General features: G+C 53.2%; 25 protein-coding genes, 1 tRNA gene and 1 pseudogene. 6 read left to right on the forward strand and 21 right to left on the reverse strand.

Translation table 11 applies throughout. From position 1 onward, the window contains the following. Window positions 1–70: 70 nt before the first annotated feature. From GKR98_08220 to GKR98_08260, 9 genes are all read right to left on the reverse strand, one after another. Window positions 71–994, reverse strand: a complete 924-nt coding sequence (locus GKR98_08220; GenBank protein ID QMU58180.1) for a UDP-3-O-acyl-N-acetylglucosamine deacetylase — start codon at window positions 992–994, stop codon at window positions 71–73. Between the two features lie 218 nt (window positions 995–1,212). Then, the gene (ftsZ, locus tag GKR98_08225) at window positions 1,213–2,787 is read right to left on the reverse strand and encodes a cell division protein FtsZ (GenBank protein QMU58181.1); all 1,575 of its coding nucleotides are present in this window, start codon (window positions 2,785–2,787) and stop codon (window positions 1,213–1,215) included. Window positions 2,788–3,176: 389 nt separating this feature from the next. Continuing rightward, on the reverse strand, window positions 3,177–4,511 hold the full coding sequence (gene ftsA, locus GKR98_08230; protein QMU58182.1) for a cell division protein FtsA: 1,335 nt from the start codon (window positions 4,509–4,511) through the stop codon (window positions 3,177–3,179). Then, window positions 4,508–5,374 carry an FtsQ-type POTRA domain-containing protein gene (locus tag GKR98_08235; GenBank protein ID QMU58183.1) on the reverse strand — a complete coding sequence of 289 codons (867 nt, stop codon included), beginning with the start codon at window positions 5,372–5,374 and terminating at the stop codon, window positions 4,508–4,510. The genes ftsA and GKR98_08235 overlap by 4 nt, the downstream gene beginning before the upstream one ends. Next, window positions 5,362–6,276 (reverse strand): D-alanine--D-alanine ligase, encoded by a 915-nt coding sequence (locus GKR98_08240; protein ID QMU58184.1) that lies wholly within the window; start codon window positions 6,274–6,276, stop codon window positions 5,362–5,364. Before GKR98_08240 ends, GKR98_08235 begins: the two co-directional genes overlap by 13 nt. 55 nt (window positions 6,277–6,331) lie before the next feature. After that, window positions 6,332–7,279, reverse strand: a complete 948-nt coding sequence (gene murB, locus GKR98_08245; GenBank protein ID QMU58185.1) for a UDP-N-acetylmuramate dehydrogenase — start codon at window positions 7,277–7,279, stop codon at window positions 6,332–6,334. A gap of 43 nt (window positions 7,280–7,322) precedes the next feature. Next, complete coding sequence (locus tag GKR98_08250; GenBank protein ID QMU58186.1) at window positions 7,323–7,583, reverse strand: DUF2484 family protein; 261 nt, start codon at window positions 7,581–7,583, stop codon at window positions 7,323–7,325. After that, window positions 7,580–7,834 carry a DUF2484 family protein gene (locus GKR98_08255; protein ID QMU58187.1) on the reverse strand — a complete coding sequence of 85 codons (255 nt, stop codon included), beginning with the start codon at window positions 7,832–7,834 and terminating at the stop codon, window positions 7,580–7,582. The genes GKR98_08250 and GKR98_08255 overlap by 4 nt, the downstream gene beginning before the upstream one ends. 57 nt (window positions 7,835–7,891) lie before the next feature. After that, window positions 7,892–8,956, reverse strand: a complete 1,065-nt coding sequence (locus GKR98_08260; protein ID QMU60027.1) for a PA0069 family radical SAM protein — start codon at window positions 8,954–8,956, stop codon at window positions 7,892–7,894. Between the two features lie 219 nt (window positions 8,957–9,175). On the opposite strand from GKR98_08260, the gene GKR98_08265 reads away from it, so the two are divergent. Beyond that, window positions 9,176–9,877: a cobalamin-binding protein gene (locus tag GKR98_08265; protein QMU58188.1), complete on the forward strand. Its 702-nt coding sequence runs from the start codon at window positions 9,176–9,178 to the stop codon at window positions 9,875–9,877. 76 nt (window positions 9,878–9,953) lie between these two features. Then, window positions 9,954–10,625 carry a DUF1638 domain-containing protein gene (locus GKR98_08270; protein QMU58189.1) on the forward strand — a complete coding sequence of 224 codons (672 nt, stop codon included), beginning with the start codon at window positions 9,954–9,956 and terminating at the stop codon, window positions 10,623–10,625. 363 nt (window positions 10,626–10,988) lie between these two features. Here GKR98_08270 and GKR98_08275 read toward each other — a convergent pair whose 3' ends face one another. Beyond that, the gene (locus tag GKR98_08275) at window positions 10,989–11,417 is read right to left on the reverse strand and encodes a cysteine desulfuration protein SufE (protein ID QMU58190.1); all 429 of its coding nucleotides are present in this window, start codon (window positions 11,415–11,417) and stop codon (window positions 10,989–10,991) included. A gap of 124 nt (window positions 11,418–11,541) precedes the next feature. Here GKR98_08275 and GKR98_08280 point away from each other — a divergent pair, with 124 nt between their 5' ends. The 3 genes from GKR98_08280 to GKR98_08290 all read left to right on the forward strand — a co-directional run bounded on the left by GKR98_08280 (window position 11,542) and on the right by GKR98_08290 (window position 14,572). Beyond that, window positions 11,542–12,006 carry a hypothetical protein gene (locus tag GKR98_08280; protein QMU58191.1) on the forward strand — a complete coding sequence of 155 codons (465 nt, stop codon included), beginning with the start codon at window positions 11,542–11,544 and terminating at the stop codon, window positions 12,004–12,006. 54 nt (window positions 12,007–12,060) lie between these two features. After that, window positions 12,061–13,412, forward strand: a protein-coding gene (locus tag GKR98_08285) for an IS3 family transposase (GenBank protein QMU58192.1) whose coding sequence is annotated in 2 segments (ribosomal slippage) — window positions 12,061–12,397 and window positions 12,397–13,412 — 1,353 coding nt in all. Because the reading frame shifts where the segments join, the coding sequence is not laid out codon by codon here. A 110-nt stretch (window positions 13,413–13,522) separates the two neighbouring features. Then, a complete protein-coding gene (locus GKR98_08290; protein QMU58193.1) occupies window positions 13,523–14,572 on the forward strand; it encodes an AbrB family transcriptional regulator in 1,050 nt (349 codons plus the stop codon). On the opposite strand, the gene rnd is transcribed toward GKR98_08290, so the two are convergent. From rnd to GKR98_08310, 4 genes are all read right to left on the reverse strand, one after another. Further along, the gene (gene rnd / locus GKR98_08295; GenBank protein ID QMU58194.1) at window positions 14,569–15,726 is read right to left on the reverse strand and encodes a ribonuclease D; all 1,158 of its coding nucleotides are present in this window, start codon (window positions 15,724–15,726) and stop codon (window positions 14,569–14,571) included. The two genes, GKR98_08290 and rnd, sit on opposite strands and share 4 nt — an antisense overlap. A gap of 55 nt (window positions 15,727–15,781) precedes the next feature. Next, window positions 15,782–16,375 carry a phosphoribosylglycinamide formyltransferase gene (locus GKR98_08300; GenBank protein ID QMU58195.1) on the reverse strand — a complete coding sequence of 198 codons (594 nt, stop codon included), beginning with the start codon at window positions 16,373–16,375 and terminating at the stop codon, window positions 15,782–15,784. Then, entirely contained in the window at window positions 16,372–17,418 is a 1,047-nt protein-coding gene (locus tag GKR98_08305; protein QMU58196.1) for a phosphoribosylformylglycinamidine cyclo-ligase, read from the reverse strand. Before GKR98_08305 ends, GKR98_08300 begins: the two co-directional genes overlap by 4 nt. Before the next feature lie 84 nt (window positions 17,419–17,502). After that, a complete protein-coding gene (locus tag GKR98_08310) occupies window positions 17,503–18,354 on the reverse strand; it encodes a hypothetical protein (GenBank protein QMU58197.1) in 852 nt (283 codons plus the stop codon). A 31-nt stretch (window positions 18,355–18,385) separates the two neighbouring features. Here GKR98_08310 and GKR98_08315 point away from each other — a divergent pair. Next, window positions 18,386–18,462 (forward strand) — tRNA-Ile (locus GKR98_08315). A gap of 216 nt (window positions 18,463–18,678) precedes the next feature. On the opposite strand, the gene GKR98_08320 is transcribed toward GKR98_08315, so the two are convergent. From GKR98_08320 to GKR98_08350, 7 genes and pseudogenes are all read right to left on the reverse strand, one after another. Next, window positions 18,679–19,440, reverse strand: a complete 762-nt coding sequence (locus tag GKR98_08320; GenBank protein ID QMU58198.1) for a hypothetical protein — start codon at window positions 19,438–19,440, stop codon at window positions 18,679–18,681. 96 nt (window positions 19,441–19,536) lie between these two features. After that, window positions 19,537–20,888 (reverse strand): IS3 family transposase gene (locus tag GKR98_08325; protein ID QMU58199.1). Its coding sequence is split into 2 segments (ribosomal slippage): window positions 19,537–20,550 and window positions 20,553–20,888, totalling 1,350 coding nucleotides; the frame shifts between segments, so codons are not numbered across the junction. A gap of 81 nt (window positions 20,889–20,969) precedes the next feature. Next, window positions 20,970–21,152 (reverse strand): annotated as a pseudogene (locus GKR98_08330) (recombinase family protein). Then, entirely contained in the window at window positions 21,152–21,670 is a 519-nt protein-coding gene (locus GKR98_08335; GenBank protein QMU58200.1) for a DUF2924 domain-containing protein, read from the reverse strand. Before GKR98_08335 ends, GKR98_08330 begins: the two are co-directional and overlap by 1 nt. Continuing rightward, window positions 21,660–21,980, reverse strand: a complete 321-nt coding sequence (locus tag GKR98_08340; GenBank protein QMU58201.1) for a DUF3489 domain-containing protein — start codon at window positions 21,978–21,980, stop codon at window positions 21,660–21,662. Before GKR98_08340 ends, GKR98_08335 begins: the two co-directional genes overlap by 11 nt. Before the next feature lie 341 nt (window positions 21,981–22,321). Continuing rightward, window positions 22,322–23,560, reverse strand: coding sequence for an L-rhamnose isomerase (locus tag GKR98_08345; GenBank protein QMU58202.1), 1,239 nt, complete (start codon window positions 23,558–23,560; stop codon window positions 22,322–22,324). An 11-nt stretch (window positions 23,561–23,571) separates the two neighbouring features. After that, window positions 23,572–25,668, reverse strand: a complete 2,097-nt coding sequence (locus GKR98_08350) for a bifunctional rhamnulose-1-phosphate aldolase/short-chain dehydrogenase (GenBank protein ID QMU58203.1) — start codon at window positions 25,666–25,668, stop codon at window positions 23,572–23,574. Window positions 25,669–25,692: the final 24 nt, after the last annotated feature.

The following is a 25,692-nucleotide window of genomic DNA, read 5'->3' on the forward strand; positions in this document are numbered from 1 at the left end:
CACAACCTCGAAGTGGTTCGTAGCACAGAAAATTTCAAGGCAAAATGGTTTTACTGACGTTCGAGACAGATCAGGAGGCAACCAAGATGTGATCATCATGTTGAATGCCAGAGCCAGGCAACAATGCGACCTTCAATTGATCACATTCTTCCAGCTTGTACGTTGTCGGATCGGCAAATAACGCCCTCAACAACTTGTTCGTGATCGCATGTCCAGCACGATGACCTTCGTATTTGCCAAGGATAGGCGCACCAGCCAAATAAAGGTCCCCAAGTGCATCGAGCATCTTGTGGCGTACAGGCTCATCAGCATGGCGCATTCCACCAGGCGTAACCACCTTATCTTCGTCCACGACGACCGCTGAAGCCAAATCTCCGCCAACAATTAGCCCCTGCTCGCGCATGGCTTCAACATCCGCCATACGGCAGAAAGTGCGGCTATCGCACAATTCGCGGACGAATGCTCCATTCGCCATGTTTAGCGACTTTTCCTGACGACCAATTGCTGCATCCACAAAATCGATGTGGAAATCGATTGTCAGGTTCTCAGCGGGCGAAAGTCGCGCCCAGCTATCGCCGATTTGGACTTTTACCGGTTTCAAAACCTTAATTGCGTGAACCGTAGAATTTAGTTCGACAAGTCCTCTTTCAAGGATTGAGGAAACAAACTGCGCAGAAGAACCATCGAGGATGGGTACTTCCGGACCATCGATTTCGATCAACGTATTGTGAACACCACATCCGGCAAGTGCCGCCATGATGTGCTCGACGGTCGAGACAGTTGCGCCGCTTGCATTGGATATCTTTGAGCAGAGTCTCATGTCACTTACAGCATCCCATTTTGCGGGGATAAAAGCGTCACCTACATCAATGTCAGTTCTACGAAACCAGATCCCATACTGCGCCGACGCTGGAAGCAGAGTCATACGTACAGGTCGACCAGAATGAAGGCCTTTGCCTGTGAAAGTCACTGGGGCTTTAAGAGTGGTCTGCACGTTTTTTATCCTGCCTGCGCCGGTTGTCCCGTTCCAGCAAGTTCTAGCTAGGGTTACGGCGACCACCACTCAATACAATCATTGCAACAGTCTGAAACATGCTTGTTACAATTCGGCAATTTGCCGCCAAACCTTTGTGCGCACAGCCAAAAACATCAATAAAATATAGAAAAGGGCCGGCAGAGGCCGACCCAGTTGGAGTGATTAGTAATCCGCTCTTAATTTGCTTGGCGTCGCAGAAAAGCTGGAATTTCAATCCGTTCCTGTTCAGGTGACACTTCCATCTCCGGCTCATTGCGACCTACAGGAGGCTGTTGACGAACAGGTTGAAGGCGTTCGTCGGCCGAACCTGCCATGCGATTGATTAGAGTATTAATACCAAATCGAGGTTTCTCCGCGACTGCCCCCGGAGCCAGTGCAGGACGCGTATTTGCTTGTGCCGCTACATGCCCGCTCATGGAACCAGGAGCGCGCCCAGTGACGCGTTCAAGACGCGCAAGTGCCTCCGGCGTTGGCGTTCCCGCGGCTGGACGGCTTGAATCAGCGTGCACAAATGTTGGTGTTGGCTCTGACTGAACTGCCTCCGCCGGCACTTGTTCGGGAGCGGGTTGGTAAGCTGGCATTGGCAATCCATCTTCACCCTGTGCTGCAATTTGGGGCTCTGCCGTCATATCGCCGAAAAACGTCGGCTCAACTTCGGTTGCCACCACTTCTGCTGGCGCTGCGGGCTGTAGAGTCGGTTGTTGTGGCGGTGCAGGCTGGAACTGCTGCGGGCTGAGAGGCTCTGCGAGGCTTCGACGCTGGACCGGCGTATCCACGACGGAAGCATTTGCATCGATGCCGGTAGCGACAACGCTAACGCGCATTTCGCCTTCCATGCCAGTGTCCAAAGTGGAGCCAACAATAATATTCGCGTCTGCATCGACTTCTTCGCGAATGCGGTTCGCGGCTTCGTCCAGTTCGAACAACGTCAGATCGTGACCGCCGGTGATGTTGATCAGAACGCCCTTGGCACCTTTCAGGCTGATTTCGTCCAACAGTGGATTTGCAATGGCCTTCTCGGCGGCCTGAACCGCGCGATCTTCGCCACCCGCTTCGCCAGTGCCCATCATCGCTTTGCCCATCTCATCCATCACCGCGCGAACGTCAGCGAAGTCGAGGTTGATAAGACCAGGGCGAACCATCAGATCGGTCACGCCTTTAACGCCCTGATACAGAACATCATCAGCCATAGAGAATGCTTCGGTGAAAGTTGTCTTCTCGTTCGCCAACCGGAACAGGTTCTGGTTCGGAATGATGATCAACGTATCGACCATCTTCTGCAGCGCATCAACACCCTCTTCCGCCTGACGCATCCGCTTTGCGCCCTCAAACTGGAAAGGTTTGGTCACAACCCCAACCGTCAGAACACCTAGTTCCCGCGCTGCCTGAGCAATAATCGGTGCAGCACCGGTTCCTGTGCCGCCGCCCATACCAGCTGTGATGAAGCACATGTGTGCGCCAGCCAGATGATCGACAATCTCTTCGATCGTCTCTTCAGCCGCGGCTGCACCGACAGATGGTCGCGCGCCCGCGCCCAAACCTTCGGTAACCCGAACACCCATTTGAACCTTCGTCGTCGCGACCGACTGCTGCAAAGCTTGCGCGTCTGTGTTGGCGACAACAAATTCCACACCGTCGAGTTCTTTCTCGATCATGTTGTTGACGGCATTGCCGCCCGCACCGCCAACACCAAATACAGTGATCTTCGGTTTCAGCTCTTCATGCGTTGGCATGGTCAAATTTAAAGTCATCACTCTATCCACCTGTTGTTATCGCGCCCCCGGGCCGGGACACCGTCTTTTAAGCCCTACGGGCCACTGTCGATTGGACGGACAATACCGCGAGAGGGACCTAAGGTCACCCCGATTCGCGACCAAACACCACCAAATATGGCAATTTTTTGTCCGCCACACTCGCCATATCGATCAAGACGCAAGATATTGTGGAAGGTCAACGGCCTAGCCCAAAAACCTCACGCGAATTGAGCGTGAGACGTCGGAAAACACGCGTTTCCCTGGGGCATTCTTCAACTTAAAGGGGCCTGCTCCGCCTCTCTTGCGGTCCTTTCCGAACCTTGTGGATAACTTAACAGATTCGCAGACCCGCGTCGCCCAAATTCCGTCGGTTGGCGGCCCATTGCCTACCAATTCTCCCGAAACCATTTCACTGCGCGCTTTAGCGACCGTGATGAATACTTGTCCGTCGGAATTTCAAAGTCCCACCATTCGTCCTGCGGATGCGCTGCGAACAAGCTGAGGCCAACAACGGAAGAAAAACCCGCCCCCGTCGCCGCTTGTGGCAAACCATGAACGCGCAAGGGCCGTCCGATGCGAATGCTCTGTCCCAAGATTTTCGGTGCCAGGCGGTCCAATCCAGGTATTTGACTGGCACCGCCGGTCAGGACAATCTGCTGCGATGGCAGATGCTCGAACCCTGCCGCATCTAGACGCTCGCGTAATTCTTCAAGTATCTCTTCGACCCGTGGGCGCATAATCCCGATCAACTCGGCTCGGCTGACAGAACGACGATCGTGGTCCCAATCCCCGGTCTCTCCGCCCACCTCGATCAACTCGCGGTCATCCATGCCGGTGACAACAACACCACCGCTGAAGGTTTTGATCCGTTCGGCCACCGATGACGAAACTTGCAGACCCTTGGAAATGTCCTGCGTAACGTGCTCGCCACCCAAGCGAACACAATCGCCATAAATCATGTGCTTCTTTATGAAGATCGAAATGCTGGTCGTTCCACCGCCCATATCAATGCAGGCCGCGCCAAGCTCCTGCTCGTCTTCTACCAGCGCTGAAAGGCCGGAAACATAGGCCGACGAGGCCAGCCCGGCCAACTCAAGATCGCACCGCTTCAAACAGTAAATCAGGTTCTGCAAAGCGGGCGTATCCACTGTTAGCATATGCATGTCACAGGCCAGCCGTTGCCCGATCTGCCCGCGCGGATCAATCAACCCAGACCGATGATCCAACGCAAAATTCACCGGCTGAGCGTGCAGTATCTCACGATCAACGCCGTAGTCTGGAACATCACAAGAAGCCAACGCGCGGGCCACATCTCCTTCGCCAACCACATCGCCTTCGACCAATGCGTTGCCTGCCAAACCATATGACCGGGGCTGCCCCCCAGACAGACAGGCAATCACATGATCAACTCGCACATTCGCCATTTTCTGTGCTGCCTGAACTGCCGTCCGAATGGCACGCTCGGTCTCTTGAATTGCGCAGCTTTCACCCAACTCCACGCCACGCGACCGCGTAGTCGCCGCGCCGATGACGCGAAACTGGCTTTGGCCCGCCATCGCGCCAATACCCTCGCCCTCAATGACGCCACCATCGCCATCGAAGCGCAGTATCAGACAGGCAATCTTCGAAGTTCCCACATCCAACAAGGCGACGACGCCCCGCTGAATGGCCGCACGCCGCATTGCGCGCATGGCGCGTTGGTTGTCATAGAGATCGGTCATCTAAGTGTGTCCTTGGTCTCGGTCATCTGGATTTCAATCATGGATTCGACTGCGCCCGCCGTCAGCTTCAGCACAGGACGCCTTGGATTTCGAAAGTCAATCGCGGCGATGTCGCGCGCCAGCAAGTCTTGCGAGGCATTCAAAGCCATCACTTTGCGCAAAGCAGCCTCGGCATCTGTTTCCGGCAGCATGATCTTCTGATCACGGTCTAGGACCACGTCCCACCGCCGCTCCCCCACGCGTACCAAACCGCGCAAACGCCCGTCTGCACCCTGAACTATAGACATCAATTGTAGCCCTTCGCGCACATTTTCGTTGGCCCCCTTCCCCACGATCAAAGGCAGGTCGCTACGATCCGCTCGTGAGGAAATTGTCTTAACGCTGTGTCCGTCTGCATCCAAAAGCTCCAATCCATCCGGCCCTCGCCAGACAATTGCCGGGATCCGCTCCTGTACTTCAATGCTCAAAACGCCGCCGGAACGAATGTGAACCGCCACTGCGGCGACCGCATTCAACTTTTCAACTTCGGTTTGAATGTCATCGAGATCCAGATCAAACGAGGACACCGGAAAATCCAGCGGCAACACAGCGCGTATATCGTTTGCAATTTCGTCCGAAGCATCCTCGACAGCCATCATATGCACCAGAAACTCGGGCCGTTGTTCAATCTGGCGCTTCACTTCGGCGAAACGGTCGCCAGCACCCGCTACTCGCGTATCGTCCGAAGCCCAATAAGCAACGCCGGCACTTACCAGTAGCACCGGTAGACCAAACCGCAAGAACACCCGAAACCGGGGCGTCAGCATCAACCGGTTCATGCGATAAGCCAGACGGGATGGTGCAGGATCTCTCATCGGTCGCATGAAGCATCCTCGACAAGTTGCGCACATAGATCCGGGAACGAAATACCTATGAAAGCCCCTTGCTCCGGCACCAGTGACGTTGGGGTCATCCCCGGCTGGGTATTCGTCTCCAATGCAATCAGCCCATTAATCCCGCGCGTATCGTCCCAGCGGAAATCCGTCCGACTTACACCCCGACACCCCAACGCCTGATGTGCCTTTACACTCAAGGAGAGACAGGCCTCAGAGATTTCCGACGGAACCTCTGCGGGCAAAACATGTCGCGACCCGCCCGGCGCATACTTGGCGTGATAGTCATACCACCCATCGGTCACGATCTCCGTCACGCAAAACGCCCGGTCATGCATCACCGACACAGTCAATTCACGCCCCTGCACATAGGCTTCAACCATCAGCGTCTCTGGCATCGTATCTGCGATCATCGGGGGGCCGTTGGCACCTTCCGGCACGATATATATGCCAACCGACGACCCTTCATTGTTTGGCTTGATCACATAGGGCGGGGCCATCACATGGCGTGCGACAACCTCATCGCGTGAAAACAAATCACTCTCAGCAACCGGGATGCCGTGTCGAGCATAAAGCGACTTCGTCTTCGCCTTATCCATCGCCAAAGCCGACGCCAATACGCCCGAATGCGTGTACGGAATACGCAACCACTCGAGAATGCCCTGAACGCAGCCGTCTTCACCCCAGCGCCCGTGAAGTGCGTTGAACACAACGTCCGGCGCTGTCGCAATTAGGCGCGCCGCCACATCTGGCCCAGCGCCCAGCTCAACAACGTTGAAATCTACTTCCCGCAGCGCGGCCGCACATTCTTTCCCAGTGGACAAAGACACCTCACGCTCTGCTGAGGGTCCGCCCATGAGTACCGCAACTTTCGGGGACGTCCTGCTCGACATTCCCGCAACTACCTTTATCGGGCCCTTTTGGACCTCGTTTAATGATCGTCCTGAATTAGGACTGCTTGTCTGCCTCTGGGGTCGGTTCGCCGACCCTCATGATTTCCCATTCTAATCTGATTCCCGAGGTCTCGAACACCCGTTGAATCACCTCTTCGCCAAGTCCCTCCAAATCAGCCGCCGAAGCACCCTGTTTGTTCACCAAAAAATTCGAATGCATAGGCGACATCTCGGCTCCGCCCCGACGCGCGCCTCGCATCCCGGCGTCATCAATTACCTTCCAGGCTTTTAGATCATGCACGTCGTCCGCCTGCCCGGTTGAACTAAATCCAGCCGGGTTTCGAAACGTGGAACCCGCCGTCAACGCCTTGGTCGGCTGCGTCGCATCTCGCTTAGCCAATTGATCGTCCATTCGCTGTTTCAAAGCCTCAGGCTCGCCGATGGGCGGTTTAAACTTGGCTGAAACGATCACCGCTGCATCTGGCAAATCCGTCTGACGATAGCGAAAATTCAACTGATCTGCCGTCATGGTCACCAGTGATCCATCCCGCAACACAACTTCTGCCGAAACGAAATAGTCCGCTGTATAGGTCCCATAGCACCCGCCATTCATCCGCACTGCACCACCAACAGACCCCGGGATGGTTCGCAAAAACGTCAGGTCCAATCCTGCCTCAGCAGATTTCCGCGCAACATGGGCATCCAGCGCAGCCGCACCCGCCGTAACGACACCGCCCGCAATCGAAATCTCGGCAAAAGGCCGGCCCAACCGCACCACAACCGCCCGTAATCCGCCATCCCGAACAATCAGGTTCGATCCAACGCCCATCGGAAAAATCGGCACGTATTCGGGCAATGCCGCGAGCGTCGCACCTAAGTCATCAACATCTGCAGGCAGATATAGAAAATCGGCCGGTCCTCCGACCCGCAACCACGTAAGGCCTGACAGATCATACCCCTCGGTCACCCGTCCGCGCGTCTCGATATCATATAAAGTGCCCATCCCCAGCGGCTACCATCCGCCATCGACGATGAAAAGACGAAGCCTAGCTTTCTGCAGGCCGCTTCGTCACATTGGCGATCCAACGCAAAAAGAACCGCACCGGCCACCGCAGGATCGATGCCGCTGCGATGAAAACCACCGTGCCGATCCAAAACCCGTTTTCCCAGTAAACGAATCCCAGCAAAGGAATGCCAAATGTCATCAGGACATAGGCAGATGGCCAATGCTTGTGCTTCGACGGAAACATCGCAATCACATTGGCGGACAACGCCCAGATGCAGGCCAAAATCAACGATACGTTCATGACGGTATCTCCGGTCTGTCGCCACAAACTCGGCGCAGTATATATCGCAGGGGATGGCGGAACATCGACACGAATGCGAAGATCCCAAGGGCCATTATCCAAACCCCGTGTTCCCAGGCCATCCAACCCAACAACACCGGCGCGGCCAGCAAAAGCACGAAACCGGGCGCAAACTGACGGCGCATCGGAAACGCAGCAACCACGGTCGCGCAGAACACCCAGACGCACCCGGCTATCAGCGATAAGCTCATGAACAATCTCCTGAAGCTACCGAATAGCGTCGAAATGCGGCAAGCCTGAGGCAAAGGTTAAAACAGCGATAGCTGATCCCCGACTTTTGGAGGAACCTGAAACAGATCCGTGCGCAGCTTTGACGTACTGCCATCAAGTCTCAGGCGACTCCTTTGTTTCTCGAATCGGTCACGTATCAACTCCGCATACACACCTTGCCCAGTCATCCGTTGACCGAATGCGGCATCGTTGACTTTGCCACCTCTAACTTCTCGCACTAATTTAAGGACTCGCTCCGCTCGCAGCGGAAAATTTGCGTACAACCACTCTTCAAATAGTGGAGCCACTTCCAGAGGTAGGCGCAACATGATCCAGCTTGCTGCTTTGGCCCCGGCTTCTGCCGCCAATGTGAGAATACTCTCCAACTCATGATCAGTAAGTCCAGGCACAACGGGAGCTACCATGACACGAACTGGGCACCCGGCGTCGGTCAACGCCCTGATAGTCTGTAATCTCCTCGTTGGGGATGGCACACGAGGTTCCATCGCTCGTGACACCTTAGCATCCATAGAAGTTACTGAAATCCCGACACTTGCCAGTCCGGACCGACCCATTTCTCCAAGAATATCCAAATCACGTTCGATCAACGTGCCCTTGGTAACCACTGTGACCGGATGATTGTGCGCATGCAAAACCTCGAGAATCCCGCGCATAATCGAATACCGACGCTCAATAGGCTGATAGGGATCAGTGTTTGTACCTAATGCTATTGGCCGCGGCACATAGCGTTTTGACGCCAATTCTTTCTGCAGTATTTTCGGGGCTTCGGGCCGCGCTATTAGTTTCGTCTCGAAATCCAGTCCAGGCGACAGACCTAGATATGCATGCGTCGGTCGGGCGAAGCAGTAAATACATCCATGTTCGCATCCGCGATATGGATTAATTGAGCGATCAAACGACAAATCCGGCGACGTATTTTTTGTAATGACTGAACGAGGTAACTCCATTGATACTTCGGTACGAGCTGGCGCCAGCACCTCTTCAAGGTCCCAGCCGTCGTCAAATGCCTCATAGTCCAATACCTCGAACCGCCCCGATCTGTTTGAGCGAGAGGCTCGACCACGCGCGTTAGGAAGTTTCAAATGCGTATTGTTTTTGGTCACGCACCATTTTGGAACAAAAATAGAACAAAATCCAGAATTAATCTACCTAAAGGCACCAAGATGTCTGAACAGGAGGCAGTTGTATGGTCAAAGTCGGCATTGACACACTGTCTGTCGCATTTCGGACAGTCGCTAAACCCATTGTCACGCAATAGAGAATTCAATATTCGGGTGAAAAGCGCTGGAGTTTAAAACCAAATGGCCGAAGAAGAAGACATCATCCTCAGCGAACTCGAAGACGACGATCTCGTACTTCAAATGCACGATGACCTCTACGACGGGTTAAGAGAAGAGATCGAGGAAGGTGTCGATATTCTTCTTGGACGTGGCTGGGAGCCTTACCGCGTCCTCACTGAAGCTCTGGTCGGCGGCATGACAATCGTCGGCAAAGACTTTCGGGATGGCATTCTGTTTGTGCCTGAAGTGCTTTTGGCAGCCAACGCTATGAAGGGCGGAATGGCGATTTTGAAACCGCTTCTTGCGGAAACAGGTGCTCCTCGCATGGGCAAAATGGTTATCGGAACCGTCAAAGGCGATATCCACGACATTGGCAAAAACCTCGTCAGCATGATGATGGAGGGCGCTGGTTTTGAAGTTGTTGATTTGGGTATCAACAATGCTGTTGAGGCTTATCTTGAAGCATTGGACTCTGAAGAACCTGACATTCTCGGAATGTCAGCACTTTTGACAACGACGATGCCCTATATGAAAGTCGTAATTGACACTATGATCGCTCAGGGCATCCGTGACGACTATGTCATTCTCGTAGGCGGCGCACCGTTAAACGAAGAGTTCGGCAAAGCTATCGGCGCAGATGCCTATTGTCGTGATGCAGCCGTTGCTGTGGATACGGCCAAGGAATTCATGTCCCGCAAACATAATCAGCTTGCAGCGGGATAAGTCAGAGCCGCGACCTTAAGACGGCAATCGACTGACAGGTTCGGCAGCGAGCCCAGATGCGGAGGCAGTGCAAGTCATGGACTCTTTCCAGACACCGCCGGATGATCGAATTTTGACTCAGGACGGCCTTGCACCGAAAGGCGCGGGCCGCATTCTGATACTTGCCTGTGGTGCCCTTGCCCGAGAGATTATTGCTGTTTTGCGCGCCAACAATCTTACACATATCGATCTGCAGTGCCTCCCTGCAATTTATCACAATCACCCTGAAAAAATTGTCCCAGCAATCGAAAAGACTGTCGCCGAAGTCTCGGAAAACTACGAAACGATCTTTGTTGCTTATGCAGATTGTGGAACCGGCGGCCAACTTCAGGCCGCGGCTGAGCGCTTGGGCGTTCACATGATGGCCGGCCCGCACTGTTACGCGTTTTTTGAGGACACAGAGGAATTTGTGAAACGTTCAGAGGACGAATTCACCTCGTTCTATCTGACCGACTTTCTTGTTCGGCAATTTGATGCGTTTGTCTGGCGGCCCCTTGGACTGGATCGGCACCCCGAGTTAAGAGACATGTATTTTGGACATTATGAAAAGCTGATCTATCAAGCCCAAATTGACGATCCCAAATTGACAGAGGCGGCAAAGGAACAAGCTGACCGACTTGGGCTTGAATTCGAGCGTCGTTTCACTGGTTATGGGGATCTGGGCAAGCGGATCATCGAACTCGGCGACATTTCTGACGCCAATCCATAAATTCTTAACCAAATTCCCAAAAATTCGACTGAAGGTAATAAAACTTTCAGGAACGAATATTGAACTGCTTTCCTTTTGTCGTTTGCATGCTCTTACTTTCTTCAACGTTCCAAGCGATTGGTGCTTCGAACCATTCGATTTTGGATACAGCTGACTATGTTGAGGGGTCGGCGGATCAAGCAACCTCAAAAGCAATGTTTTCAAGTTTACATGATCTGTTAATGGCACCAATTCTGAGTTTTGCCTCACCACAAGAACAGCCGAGTGCACTTCAAATCACGTTGCAGTTGGGGCTTTTGCATGTCGTTATGGCTTGTACTCTTCGATACATTCTCGCAAAGAAATCGGCACTTGCAGAACTTACTAGGCCGCGTTGGCTTTGGCGGCTAAGTCCGCGACGCGCTCAATCATAGCGCGCAAACCGTTCGATCTTTGTGCCGATAGGTGATCATCAAGACCCAATCGTCTTAGTTCCTCAGCCGCGTTCACGGAAATTACTTCTCGAATCGTCAAACCATTGTAGAGATTTGCAAGAATAGCGATTAGCCCACGAACAATCATTGCGTCGCTGTCACCGCGAAACTGGAATATCGCATCAGGTCCGGTGCCTTGGATTTCTGGTAAAATCCAAACTTGACTTGCGCACCCATTTACTTTTGTTGCCGGAACTCTGAACGCATCCTCTAAATCTGGCATTGCGCGCCCAAGATCGATTACGTGCCGGTATCGATCTTCCCAATCATCCAGAAACTCAAAAGTTTCAACAATGTCTTCAAATTGTTCGGTTGCCATAGCCTGTCACCTTTTGCCCCCCACTACATTTTGTCGGCCATGTCGTCTAGACAACGTAACCTTTTCCTTGACGATCCTTTGGTTTAGCAAGGCCTCAAGACCAACAAGGTGTACTGGAAGCAAGATGTTGCGGCATATTGGTGTATTACTATTAGCAACATTGTTTTTGTCCAATTGCGGTGGTGACAGCGGATTGAACCCTTTCTCGTGGTTTCAAAGTAGTCCCGACGTTGAAACGGTCGAAAACGTAGACATCGACAACAACCAAGATCCGCGTCCCTTGGTAAATACAGTCGCCAATGTATCGGTGGATGAAGTGCCAGGTGGGATTATTGTTCGGGCCACTGGACTTCCAGATGTTCAAGGATGGTATGCAACTGAGCTGGTAGCCGCAAATGACGGGTTACCTTTAGACGGTGTGTTGACTTTCACGTTCCGCGGCGTGCCTCCGGAATTTTCCACACGCGTTTCAACTCAGCAATCTCGCGAACTAGTCGTTGCAAAGTATTTGTCCGATATCGCATTGCTTGGGGTGCGTGAAATTCGCATCATGGGTGTGTCTGAAGTCAGCGCCTATGGGTCCAATTAGGTTAATTTGATAAGAGAGTTTTGTTGGCTCATCGTAACCACTGAGGAGTGGGACATGAGACAGACAACTGGAACTCGCAGGAGCCCCGGCGAGAAGATCGTCAAAGAGATCAAGCGCGCGACGCGCAAACAGTATTCGTCAGAAGAGAAGATCCGGATCGTGCTGGATGGCTTGCGTGGCGAAGACAGCATTGCTGAGTTGTGCCGTCGTGAGGGAATATCTCAAGGTATCTACTACAAATGGTCCAAGGACTTCATGGAAGCTGGCAAACGGCGGCTTGCTGGAGATACGGCGCGTGCGGCTACGACCGACGAAGTCAAGGACCTGCGCCGCGAAGCCCGAGACCTGAAGGAGGTCGTTGCCGAGCAAACACTGGAACTGCGTCTTCTCAAAAAAAGCATGACCGGCGGTGGGGGCGACCAAGAATGAGGTATGCTGCATCTGAGAAGTTGGAGATCATCCGGCTTGTTGAGGGGTCGCATTTGTCTGCTCGTCGAACATTGGCAAAGCTGGGCATCCCCCGCACCACATTTTACCGTTGGTATGATCGGTATCGGCAGCGCGGCGACGCTGGCCTTGTGGATCAAGCGCCTAAGCCCAGACATGTCTGGAACCGCATCCCCGACGAAGTCCGGCGCAAGGTCGTCAAGCTGGCGCTGCAGGAGACGGAGCTGTCGCCGCGCGAACTGGCAGTGACGTTCACGGATCGGGAGCGCTACTTCGTCTCGGAATCTTCAGTCTATCGGGCCCTGAAGGCCCACGATCTGATCACCAGCCCGGCCTTTATCGTGCTCAAGGCGGCAAACGAGTTCAAAGACAAGACCACTGCGATCAACCAGCTTTGGCAAACCGACTTCACCTATCTCAAAGTGCTTGGCTGGGGCTGGTTCTATCTCAGCACAATCCTGGACGACTACAGCCGCTACATCATCTCGTGGAAACTCTGCACGAACATGCGGGCAGAGGACGTGACGGACACCCTGGATTTGGCGCTACAAGCATCAGGGTGCGATCAGGTTCACGTCATCCACAAACCCCGCCTCCTCAGCGACAACGGGTCCAGTTACGTCTCTGGCGATCTGGCTGAATGGCTGCAGGACAAAGGCATGAAGCATTCTCGGGGCGCACCATATCATCCCCAGACACAGGGCAAGATCGAGAGGTGGCATCAAACCCTGAAGAACCGCATCCTATTGGAGAACTACTTCCTTCCGGGAGACCTCGAAACCCAGATCGAAGCCTTCGTCGATCACTACAATCACAAGCGCTACCACGAGAGCCTGAACAACGTCACACCCGCCGACGTCTACTTCGGGCGTGACAAAGCCATTCTAAGACAACGGGAAAGGATCAAACGAAAGACGCTCGAAGCGCGGCGCTTGCATCACAGACAGCGCGCCGCATAATAACATCAACCAGACGAGCCAAACTCTTTACTTGTTTAAGCAACTCTTGGTTCCCAAAACCCTGACGACGGACACATGGGTGCAACCAATGTCCGCTCAATTCGACGATAATGGCTACAGTGTCGTTCAATAAGGTGGGCCGACAAACACTTGCAGTATTCATTGGATTGATTGGTGCCATCGTCGGAACGCTGGTTGGTTTGCCGCTTCCGTGGATGCTTGGTTCCATGATTTTGGTAACCCTAGCTTCGCTGGCTTCGGCCCCATTGCTGCCGCCTGTCACGCTTCGTAGTCTGCTTCTCCCGATTCTCGGCATAATGTTGGGCGCAGGATTTCACGCCGATACGTTCGAGAAGATCGCACAATGGACGACCACTCTTTTGATTATGCCATTCTTCGTCATGGCAGCATTTTCTGGTGCATTCGTTTTCTATCGCAATCTGGGTAAATTTGATCTGGTGACGGCGTATTTCTCGTCTGCTCCCGGGGGACTAAACGACATGATGATCCTAGGCGGTGCAGCCGGAGGGGATGAGCGGCGCATCGCATTGGCCCATGCCAGTAGAATCTTGATTGTTGTCTGCCTAATCAGCCTTTTCTTTGGAGCAATACTTGACGTAAGTACCGACGCTACCCAGCGTAATTACATTACGTTTTCATCGGTGCCAATGATGGATCTGAGCATATTAATGGCGTGCGCAGTCGTGGGCTCCTTGGCTGGCCCCTACCTAGGGCTTCCAGCACCGCAACTTCTGGGGCCTATGATACTCTCAGCCATCGTTCACCTCACCGGAATAACTGATGCTCCGCCACCAACAATGGCTGTTAATGCCGCACAACTCGTCATGGGCACAGTAGTCGGCACACGCTTCTTGGGCGTGCCGATAATCATTGTTGCACGCGAAATTAGATTGGCAGTAGGAGCAACATGCTCCATGTTGCTGGCCACGATAATCGCATCGGTTTGTGTGACCTGGCTGACGGACATTGATATTTTTGAAACGCTTCTGGCTTTTTCGCCGGGCGGATTGCCTGAAATGAGTTTGTTGTCACTTGCGATTGGGGCCGACGTTGCCTTCGTCGTGACAATTCACATATTTCGGATCATTCTGGTCATTGTCGCCGCGCCCCTGGCATTTAGACTCTTGTCCAAAAGCTAAATCTGGATCACTTCAATTGACGAGCCGTTTGCGCGCAGGGCCAGCTTGCCTTCACAAAGTTGAACCGCATCGTTTCCAAAGGCTTCTGCTCGCCAGCCCGAAAGAGCAGAAACGTCCCTTTTTCCAGCAGCGATTTCATCCAAATCAGCGGAAGTCGCGATCAACTTTTGAGCAACGCCAAGATTCTCAGATTTCGCCTTAAGGAGCACACGCAACAAGTCTGCCAAAGCTGGGTTAACCTGAAGCTTTTCGCGGGATCGATCTGGGTTTGGAAAGTCTTCCGGCTTAGTCGCAAGGCCCACACGAATAGCAGCCAGTAGCCCCTCAGCGATATCACCTTTTCGCGCCTCGCGAAGCAAAAGCCGCGATCGGCCCAGACCCTCAACGGTTTTCGGCTTGGTCGACGCCAACTCCATCAATGCATCGTCTTTTACAACGCGCCCGCGAGGAATATTTCGTTCTTGGGCAAAAGTTTCACGAAATTTTGCCAACTCCCGGACAATCGCAAGAAATTTTCCCGAATTCGTCCGCGTCTTTAAGCGCTTCCAGGCAAATTCTGGATCAACAATGTAATTTCCAGTATCCGTGAGCGTGGTCAGTTCTTCTTCCAACCAAGATTTACGCCCGGTACGCTCTAAATCGTCCCTAAGATGCTCGTAGATGTCCCGAAGGTGCGTAACGTCGGCCAAAGCATATGTTTTCTGTGCATCGGTTAAAGGGCGTCGTGACCAGTCGGTAAATCTTGAAGATTTATCCAGCGGCGCATTTGCGATTTTTCGAACCAGTTTTTCGTAGCCAACTTGTTCGCCAAAACCCGCAACCATAGCGGCAACCTGCGTGTCAAACAAAGGCACCGGGAGGACACCAGCATCGACAAAGAAGATCTCCAAGTCTTGCCTTGCAGCATGGAAGACTTTGACAACGCTCTCATCCCTGAAGAGCTCATACAATGGTTCTAAAGAAATACCCTTGGAAAGCGGATCAACAAGAACTGCGGAGTCTTCACCCTTGGCGGGAACGGCAAGTTGAACCAGACAGAGCTTCGAGTAATAGGTTCGTTCTCTAAGAAACTCGGTGTCGACTGTGACATAGGCATGTTGAGCTGCCATCTCGCAAAATGCTTGAAGGCCATCTGTCGTTGTTATGGTGATCATCTGTGGTATTTTCTGCCTGTTTGCACGAGCGTCCTGCCTTCATAAGCCGCCGAGGCTAGATGGGCAAGAAAACTGGTGTCTCATCTCCGGACACATATTTCCGAAGTACTTGTGGATACAGTTTATGCTCTTGCTTCAGCACTTTTGCCGCCAGAGATTCTGGAGTTTCGCCCTCTGTTATTGCTACCTCGGCCTGCCCCAAAATCGGCCCTGCGTCCAACTCTGGCGTGACCAGATGAACTGTGCAACCTGCTCGCTGGTCGCCAGCTTCAAGCGCGCGATCATGCGTATGCAAAGCGGGATACTTCGGCAAAAGCGAAGGGTGGATGTTCAGCATTCTTTTTTGCCAGGCCTGCACAAAATTTGATGTCAGGATTCGCATGAACCCGGCCAAGCAAACTAGATCAACGTTAACCGCTTTGAGCTCGCGCATTATATCAGCTTCAAATTCAGTCCGATCATTACCATATTTTCGATGGTCAACGATTGCAGTGTGAACGCCGAGTTCTCGTGCAAGATCAATGCCGCCAGCGTTCGGGACGTTTGAAAGTACAATGACAGGATTTGCAGGATGCTGGCCATTCATATCTCTAAGGAGCGAAACCATGTTGGATCCGCCGCCCGAAATCAAAATGGCCACATTTGTCACGACAGGTGACCGGAGTAAATCACGCCCTCGCCAGGAACAACTGTGCCAATCCTGACTGCTGTCTCACCAGCTGCAATCAGTTCATCGATGACATTTTGGGCCCCATCTGCACTGGCCACGACCACCATGCCGATCCCAGAATTAAATGTCTTGAGCATCTCGCGCTCTTCCAGTCCGCCAGAGGCGGCCAGCCAGGAAAATACCGGCGGCAACGTCCACGACTTCAGATCTACTTCTGCTCCCAGACCGTCCGGCAGTATCCGTGGCAAATTTTCGGTCAAGCCGCCGCCGGTGATATGCGCAAGAGCGCGAACATCATTCAGTCTTAAACATCGCAAAAGTGGCTTCACATATAGCCGCGTTGGCTTCAGGAGCTCGCGCCCAAGTGTCTCATCCGAGAATGGCGCTTTTTGTGACCAGTCCAGACCTTCGTTTTCGACGACTTTTCTTACCAAAGAATACCCATTGGAATGCAATCCGTCCGAAGCCAGGCCGATAAGTATATCTCCATCTTCGACCCCGCTCGGCAGATGCCGTCCACGCTCCATGGCTCCAACCGCAAAACCCGCAAGATCAAAATCAGCGCCAGTATACATACCCGGCATTTCGGCGGTTTCACCGCCAATCAAAGCACAGCCTGACATCTCACATCCGAGAGCGATGCCATTTATGACTTCGGTAGCATGATCCAGATCCAACTTACCAGTTGCGAAATAATCCAAGAAAAACAGTGGCTCCGCGCCCTGACAAATCAGATCGTTCACACACATCGCCACCAGATCAACGCCAACATCGCCAACAACGCCAGTCTCGATCGCAATCTTCAACTTTGTGCCAACCCCATCTGTCGCCGCCACCAAGATCGGGTCTTCATACCCTGCCGCCTTCAGATCAAACATCGCCCCAAAACCACCAAGGCCCGACATCGTGCCCGGACGATTGGTGCGTTTGGCTGCCGGCTTGATCCGCTCAACAAGCTCATTTCCCGCATCGATATCAACACCCGCATCCGCGTATGTCAGCCCGTTTTTTCCGTCGGTCATGGCAGCCCCCAGTTTGCTTGCCACCCGTTACCTTTACGAACCGCAACTGTCCACCGTTGCACATGCCGCAGGGTTGGATCAAACTTACGGCGATTCCGCCCAAAAGATCCCGCGTCGTCGGTCAGTGCCGGAGCTGCGCAAATAAGTAAAATGGCCGATTGCCTCTTCGCCGTTGGCCCCAACGAACAAACCATCATATGTTCCGGCCTGGTTGTCTCCATTTGCGACGGTTGCCCCTGAAAACCCGCCGTTGACGATGGATGTCTCTTCGAAACTTACCTCAAAATGACTATAGTCTGTGTCCGTTGCAAAACCAGTTGCGTTGCTCATTCCGCCGGCGACGGTACCCGCACCAAAGTCGACCACCAAGGTTATGTCACCCTCAACAGCGCCCGTAGGGGCTCTATTCGCAGTAAGGTAATTTTGTAAGGCAAAATGCCCGGTAAAAGTTGCGGAACCGCCAGGTAATACCGTTTCCCCCACGCGTTCCAAACGCACGCCATCGACGTCAAAACTCTGACTTACGAACAATAACATTGACCCAGCGTTACTTGGCGTTTGGGCGCTGTGAATCAGATCCCCGCCGGTGGGAGCAACACCAATAACAAACCCGCCTACGTTGCTGTTATAGCTAACCACAGTTGAAATCGGCGTTCCACCATCTGAAAATGTGAATGTCCCATCACCATTGTCGGTAATCGTGAGCCCGCTTAGGTCAGATCCGTGATTTGTGCTTACCGGACCGAATGTGGGCGAACTGCAGGCCGAAAGCCCCGCTATGATCCAACCACACCAATTGCTTTTAAATACGTCATATCGTCCCCCGTCATTTGGACAAATGAAGCCACGCAAAATAATCCCTGTCAATGAGATGCACACCGACGCGATACCGACGCGATACAGCGTGCCATTTCCTGGCCACCACGCCTTGACCAACGCATCCTATCTGCTATCCCCGCGTCAGGTCGGGCCTGTAGCTCAGTTGGTTAGAGCAGAGCGCTCATAACGCTTTGGTCGTAGGTTCGAGTCCTACCGGGCCTACCAGACAGTCCTGTGCTGTTATCCGCCTTTCCATGCACTCAGTATTATCGCGTGTTTTCAGAGAGTTAGAAAGCATGCTCTGGCATCTCTGCCATTGGTTTGGCACTGAGACGCTCAGATCCGGGTGGAATCCCGCGGCAAGCCACAAACGTCTCAGCGAGCGTCCAAACTAAATTGTCAGTGCATCATTTGAAGGTTTTTGTGTTGAGAAGTCGGGACTCAACCAAAAAGCGCGCGCTGATCTTCCCAAAGAAGCGGCAACTTTTCCAGGCGTTTCAGCTTGGTCGCAGTCAGTTCTGGCGGCTGGCGACCGTCAAGAATGTTGGAAACGAGGTCCGGGGCCAGGAACGCAAGCTGCAGAGATCGGGAGACTTCAGCGATGTCTGTGTCGTCGCTGATCGCGATCTGCGACAGTGTCGTTTCACTCTCGCCCGTGTAAGATCGATACCGGCGGCGCGCATTAAGAAGGGTTTTGATGAGATTGGGATCTGGATTGGTAGTATCTCCCGCCGCACCCTTCAGGATGAGTTTGAGTTCGCCGCTCCGACGGGCCAGTTGGATTGGGGCGGTAATTTCAAGTGTCAGAAGATCGATACAGCTTTGGCTCTCAGAGTGTTTGAACGCCTGCCCTAGCTCGATCCGCGCCGTAAACTTTTCCTCCGCAAAGTCGATACGTTGCACGATCTTCTTCAACAATGTTTTGCTTTGCCCCGACCCAGAGGATTGAAGAGTCATAAGCAAATCATCAATGGCGCTGAGTAGAAGTTCCATCCTGTTTGGATCGTATATCCCGTCTAAGAATGATTGGCGGCTTTCCGGCTTGTGAAGATGCCCGACGATGGCTTTTGATAGAATGGACTCAAGCTCCTCAGCAGCGATCCGCCAGCCCTTTGCCCCAGTTTCGACGCTACCCTCAATCAAGTCAGGGCTGACGTAGTAGCGATACCTACGACCCGATTTGGTGGTGTGCACAGGGCGCATTCTGTTCCTTGCAGGATCAAACTGTCCGTCGTCAGGGTTTTGGGAACCAAGAGTTGCTTAAACAAGTAAAGAGTTTGGCTCGTCTGGTTGATGTTATTATGCGGCGCGCTGTCTGTGATGCAAGCGCCGCGCTTCGAGCGTCTTTCGTTTGATCCTTTCCCGTTGTCTTAGAATGGCTTTGTCACGCCCGAAGTAGACGTCGGCGGGTGTGACGTTGTTCAGGCTCTCGTGGTAGCGCTTGTGATTGTAGTGATCGACGAAGGCTTCGATCTGGGTTTCGAGGTCTCCCGGAAGGAAGTAGTTCTCCAATAGGATGCGGTTCTTCAGGGTTTGATGCCACCTCTCGATCTTGCCCTGTGTCTGGGGATGATATGGTGCGCCCCGAGAATGCTTCATGCCTTTGTCCTGCAGCCATTCAGCCAGATCGCCAGAGACGTAACTGGACCCGTTGCCGCTGAGGAGGCGGGGTTTGTGGATGACGTGAACCTGATCGCACCCTGATGCTTGTAGCGCCAAATCCAGGGTGTCCGTCACGTCCTCTGCCCGCATGTTCGTGCAGAGTTTCCACGAGATGATGTAGCGGCTGTAGTCGTCCAGGATTGTGCTGAGATAGAACCAGCCCCAGCCAAGCACTTTGAGATAGGTGAAGTCGGTTTGCCAAAGCTGGTTGATCGCAGTGGTCTTGTCTTTGAACTCGTTTGCCGCCTTGAGCACGATAAAGGCCGGGCTGGTGATCAGATCGTGGGCCTTCAGGGCCCGATAGACTGAAGATTCCGAGACGAAGTAGCGCTCCCGATCCGTGAACGTCACTGCCAGTTCGCGCGGCGACAGCTCCGTCTCCTGCAGCGCCAGCTTGACGACCTTGCGCCGGACTTCGTCGGGGATGCGGTTCCAGACATGTCTGGGCTTAGGCGCTTGATCCACAAGGCCAGCGTCGCCGCGCTGCCGATACCGATCATACCAACGGTAAAATGTGGTGCGGGGGATGCCCAGCTTTGCCAATGTTCGACGAGCAGACAAATGCGACCCCTCAACAAGCCGGATGATCTCCAACTTCTCAGATGCAGCATACCTCATTCTTGGTCGCCCCCACCGCCGGTCATGCTTTTTTTGAGAAGACGCAGTTCCAGTGTTTGCTCGGCAACGACCTCCTTCAGGTCTCGGGCTTCGCGGCGCAGGTCCTTGACTTCGTCGGTCGTAGCCGCACGCGCCGTATCTCCAGCAAGCCGCCGTTTGCCAGCTTCCATGAAGTCCTTGGACCATTTGTAGTAGATACCTTGAGATATTCCCTCACGACGGCACAACTCAGCAATGCTGTCTTCGCCACGCAAGCCATCCAGCACGATCCGGATCTTCTCTTCTGACGAATACTGTTTGCGCGTCGCGCGCTTGATCTCTTTGACGATCTTCTCGCCGGGGCTCCTGCGAGTTCCAGTTGTCTGTCTCATGTCCCACTCCTCAGTGGTTACGATGAGCCAACAAAACTCTCTTATCAAATTAACCTAATTGGACCCATAGGCGCTGACTTCAGACACGCCAGAGAAGCCACCGTCATCATAAAGAGCTGGCAGTTCCTGCCAGCCTTCATGCTTTTGGCTGGTAATGTAGGCGGAACAAGCTTCGCGCTGCGCATCAAGCGAGTTAAACGCCTGATCCAAACCTTCCTCGGTTGATTTACGTGTATAGATTGCGCAGCGCAGTTTCTTTGCCATCAACCCGACATCTGTTCGTCGCGCAACCCAAAGAACTTCGGGCCGTTACGACTGACACCGGTGATGGCTTTGGCGACTGCAGACAGCGAGCCGTATGTCCTTCCGCGCCACAGATATCCTTTCTCGGTCACATGAACTTCATGCCGTGCGCCCTGCCAGTCCCGCAGGATCCTCGTGCCCGGTAAGGGGCGAGAAGAAATTGTGGCTTTGATCGCAGGCTTTCTATCGTTGATCGATGCGACAAGTTTCGGCGCCTCCAAAGCCGACAAGCGCCGCGCCAGCTCTCGGTTAAATCCGCCAAACACTTCTGCCTGCCATTTCCAGGCAATCCCCAACATCAGGAACCGTTTCCGCGCGCCCTTTGGGGCGGCACTGCCCCAGGCGTTTTGCCAAGCTGTTCGCAGAGCGACGTTGTCGAGATCGACCAAAGCTTCGATGCGGCGGCGGAGGTTTGATGGGCCGGGCGTCGATTGATTAACGAGCGATCCTTCTTCGAGCAACGCTTGATCACCCTGCATTTCTGGCGGCCTCGGCAGCAGGATTGGCTATAATACGATATCGTCTCGGCTTGCTCGGGCTGGGCCTTTCACTGCTGACTTCAAATCCGGATTTGCGCAGTCCTGATATCGCCGCGCGTGTCGTATGGGGCAGCCAGCCCAACTTCTGGCATATGGCGTCCGCCCCTGCCCCATTCTTGGCACCCAACATCCGGATCAATTGATCCCGTTTGGTCACCGCCTCTCTTGTCCTGCATTTGCGGTGGGGTTTAGCCACCGGCCGAACGGGTACACCGGCTGTTTTGGCTTTATTGAGTTTTGGCATGTTCATCTCCTTTGCGTGTGTCCACCGGCAGGCGTGCCGCCGGTACTGCGCAGAGCCCGGAAGTCCGGGCCAAAGGAGGAAGGAGAGTCGTTTGCCTGGACAGTACCGCTCAGGTTAACCGCGAAGTCCAGTGGAATTGAAGACGAGCTGATGGGATGCCAAGGAATGTCGTTTGACAGACTTACGACCGCCCAGATTCAAAGCGGACCTTTGAGTAATGCGCGGCGAATGACGGCTGTGAGCCCATAGTACCAAATGCTGCGCCAGACTTTGATGTCCGCTTTGCTTATTTGCCCTTGGCCCGCACTATATGCCAAAATATGACAGCTCGCGGTAAAGCAGGGCTCTCAACGATGTGATGCTGCAATTTGATAGCGATCTAGGTTCGCGATTAAATCCAACCCATTTGTCACCTCAAATCGGCTGCAGAACTCACGCCAAATCACTCCATATGGAAGGTCCTTCAGCTCTTCAGTAATCACAAATCTAGTGGAGTGATCCAGATTTTCCTCTGCACAATTCAGGCGATCGAGTGGCAACAGCAAAGCACGTAACAGTGCTTTTTGCATGTTGCGCGTTCCAATGACCCAAGCCGCGGTTCGGCTTATCGTTGCGTCGAAGAAATCCAGTCCGATATGGGTGCGTTTCAACAAATCGGCGGCAACCAGTTCTTGCGCCATTGCCAGAATGTCATCATTGAGCAAGATCACATGGTCGCTGTCCCAACGCATTGGTCGAGACACATGCAACAAGATTTCATCCACTGACAAGGCAACCGAGCTAAGTTTATCCGCGACGTTTTCTGTTGGATGAAAGTGCCCCATATCCAAGCATAATAGGGTGCCCTTACGGATGGCATAGCCCAGATAGAATTCATGGCTACCAACGGTGCAGGCCTCAACGCCAATGCCGAAAAGCTTGCTTTCAACGGCGTCCAGAAGATGCGCTTTGTCATGTTTATCTGCCAGCATCTGGTCCAGCGACTGCTCCAATCGCTGGCGGGCGGCATATCGATTTATTGGCGTATCTTTATACCCGTCAGGGACCCAGATATTATTTACCGCAGCGCTCCCCAGTTCTTGACCCATGCGTGCTGCAATTTCACGGGTGCGTTTGCCATGCTCAATCCAGAAATCACGAATGCCTTGATCAGGGTGTGAAAGTGTCAGATTGTCGTCTGCTTTTTCGTGAGCGAAGAAGGTTGGATTGAAATCCAGCTCAAGCTTTTGTTCGCGCGCCCAATCGACCCAAGGCTCGAAGTGTTTGTATTCAATTTCGTCGCGGTCGGGTGTTTCATCGCTGTCCAGATACATCGCGTGCAGGTTCAGTCGATGGTTGCCGGGGATGTTCGAATAGGCAAATTCCAAATCCGCCCGCAGTTCATCTGGATTTCGCGCGCGACCAGGGTGGTTTCCGGTGGCCTGGATACCTCCGCCCGAAGTGCCGGATTTCGTTTCAAACCCGACAACATCGTCTCCCTGCCAGCAGTGCATCGAAATTGGGACCGTGGCCAGACAGGACAGCGCGTTTTCAACATCGACGCCCCATTCGGCAAATTGGTCTTTTGCAATATCAAAATTGCCCATGGTAATTTCCTCTAGCGCGTGAATGCCTGAACGTTTCCTGCATCCACATTGATGATATTTCCTGTGGATTTTGACGACGTGTCGGCGGCCAGAAAATAAGCGGCTTCTGCAATGTCTTCGGGCAGAACTGACCGTTTCAACATTGATCGCTTGCGATACATTTCTTCCAGCCCATCTTTGTCAGTACCATAGGTATCAGCGCGCTGATCCAACCATTCGCCTTCCCAGATCTTGGAGCCGCGCAGAACGGCGTCTGGGTTAACAACGTTCACTCGAATTCCGGCTTCTGCGCCTTCCAGGGCAAGGCAGCGTGCCAAGTGAATCTCTGAGGCTTTCGCAGTACAATAGGCCGAGGCATTGGGGCTGGCGGCCAGACCATTTTTAGACGCAACAAATACAATTGAACCGCCCATATCCTGCGTACGCATCATCTTGAACGCTTCGCGCGAAACCAGAAAATATCCTGTAGATAGAATGTCCATATTCTTATTCCACAGCGCCAATGAGGTTTCTTCGATGGGTGCAGAAGATGCGATGCCTGCGTTCGACACCAAAATGTCGAGGCCGCCAAACTCTGTGGCGATATTCGCATAGGCGGCTGCGATCGCATCTTCGTCGGTGACATCCATAACAACTGTGCTGACAACATCATTGCCATAACGCGCAGTCAATGAGGCGGCAGCCGACAACAGATTATCTGCATCAATATCCGCCAGCATAACGCAGGCGCCTTCTGCCAAATAGCGATCAGCAGTTGCAGCACCGATACCACCGGCACCGCCAGTGACCAAAGCAATGCGGCCAGCCAATGATTTTGGCTGTGGCATCCGTTGCAGTTTGGCTTCTTCCAACAGCCAGTATTCAATATCAAAAGCTTCCTGTTCAGGCAGGCCGACATATTCGCTAACCGCGGACGCGCCGCGCATAACATTGATCGCGTTGACATAGAATTCGCCCGATATACGTGCAGTTGCCTTATCTATTGCGAAGGTAAGCATGCCCACACCTGGGATCAGATACACCACTGCGTTTGGGTCGCGAATGGCTGGTGAATCATCCCTTTTGCAGCGATCATAATAGGCGGCATAGCCATCGCGATATTCAGCGACTTGGTTGGGTAAGCCTTCCAATACAGCTTCAATATTTTTCTTTGCAGGATCAAAATTGACAACCAGCGGGCAAATTTTGGTGCGCAGGAAATGGTCTGGGCAGGAGGTGCCCAAGGCGGCCAAGGGTGGCATGTTTTTCGAATTCACAAACTCAAGAACCGCTTCACAGTCGTTGAAGTGGCCCACCATGTGCTGTTTGCCGGAAACCATGCCGCGAATTTCAGGCATCAGGCGTGCGGCTACAGTGTGACGACCAACTGTGTCGAGGCTTTCATGAACCTTACCACCAAAAGCAGCGATGCCGTCCATCTTTTCGCCCAGCCATTGTGTGGCAATATTTATGACGTCAATTGTCATGTCATAGCAATCTTTGGCATCATCGGCCCAGGTGAACAGACCGTGGCTTGCCAAAACAACCCCATCGGCATCGGGGTTTTCCAGACAGAATTTCTCTAGCCATCGTCCCAATTCATAGCCTGGCTTTTTCCAGGGCAACCAACCGATTTTGTCTCCGAATATTTCCTTCGTCAGTTCTTTTGAGTTCTTTGAGGCCGCAATGGCGATGATAGCGTCTGCGTGGACATGATCGACATGTTTACGCGGCACATAGGCGTGTAGTGGCGTGTCGATTGAGGCTGCGCGTGGATTTAGATTGAAGGTACAATGGGGCAAGTAACCGACCATCTCGTCTTCAAATTCTACCCCGCGGTACAGGTTTTTCAGCGCGTTCAATTTGTCCATATACAGCGTTGAAAAGCCATCCAGCTTCATTGAGCCTATGTCGCCGCCAGAACCCTTGACCCAAAGTACCTCAGTTTGTTCACCTGAAAGCGGATCAGCTTCCATGACTTTGGCAGAGGTATTGCCGCCGCCGTAGTTGGTTACGCGTTTGTCGGAACCAAGAATGTTTGATCGATAAAGCAGCTTGTCAGATTCGCTCATGCCACGTGCTGCCTCGTCGCTCCAGCGGTTCTCAAGCAGCGTTAACTTATTGGTCATGCGTCATTTTCCCTAGGCCTGCCG

The sequence above is a fragment of the Boseongicola sp. genome (assembly GCA_014075275.1).
In the GTDB taxonomy this organism is placed as follows: Bacteria; Pseudomonadota; Alphaproteobacteria; order Rhodobacterales; family Rhodobacteraceae.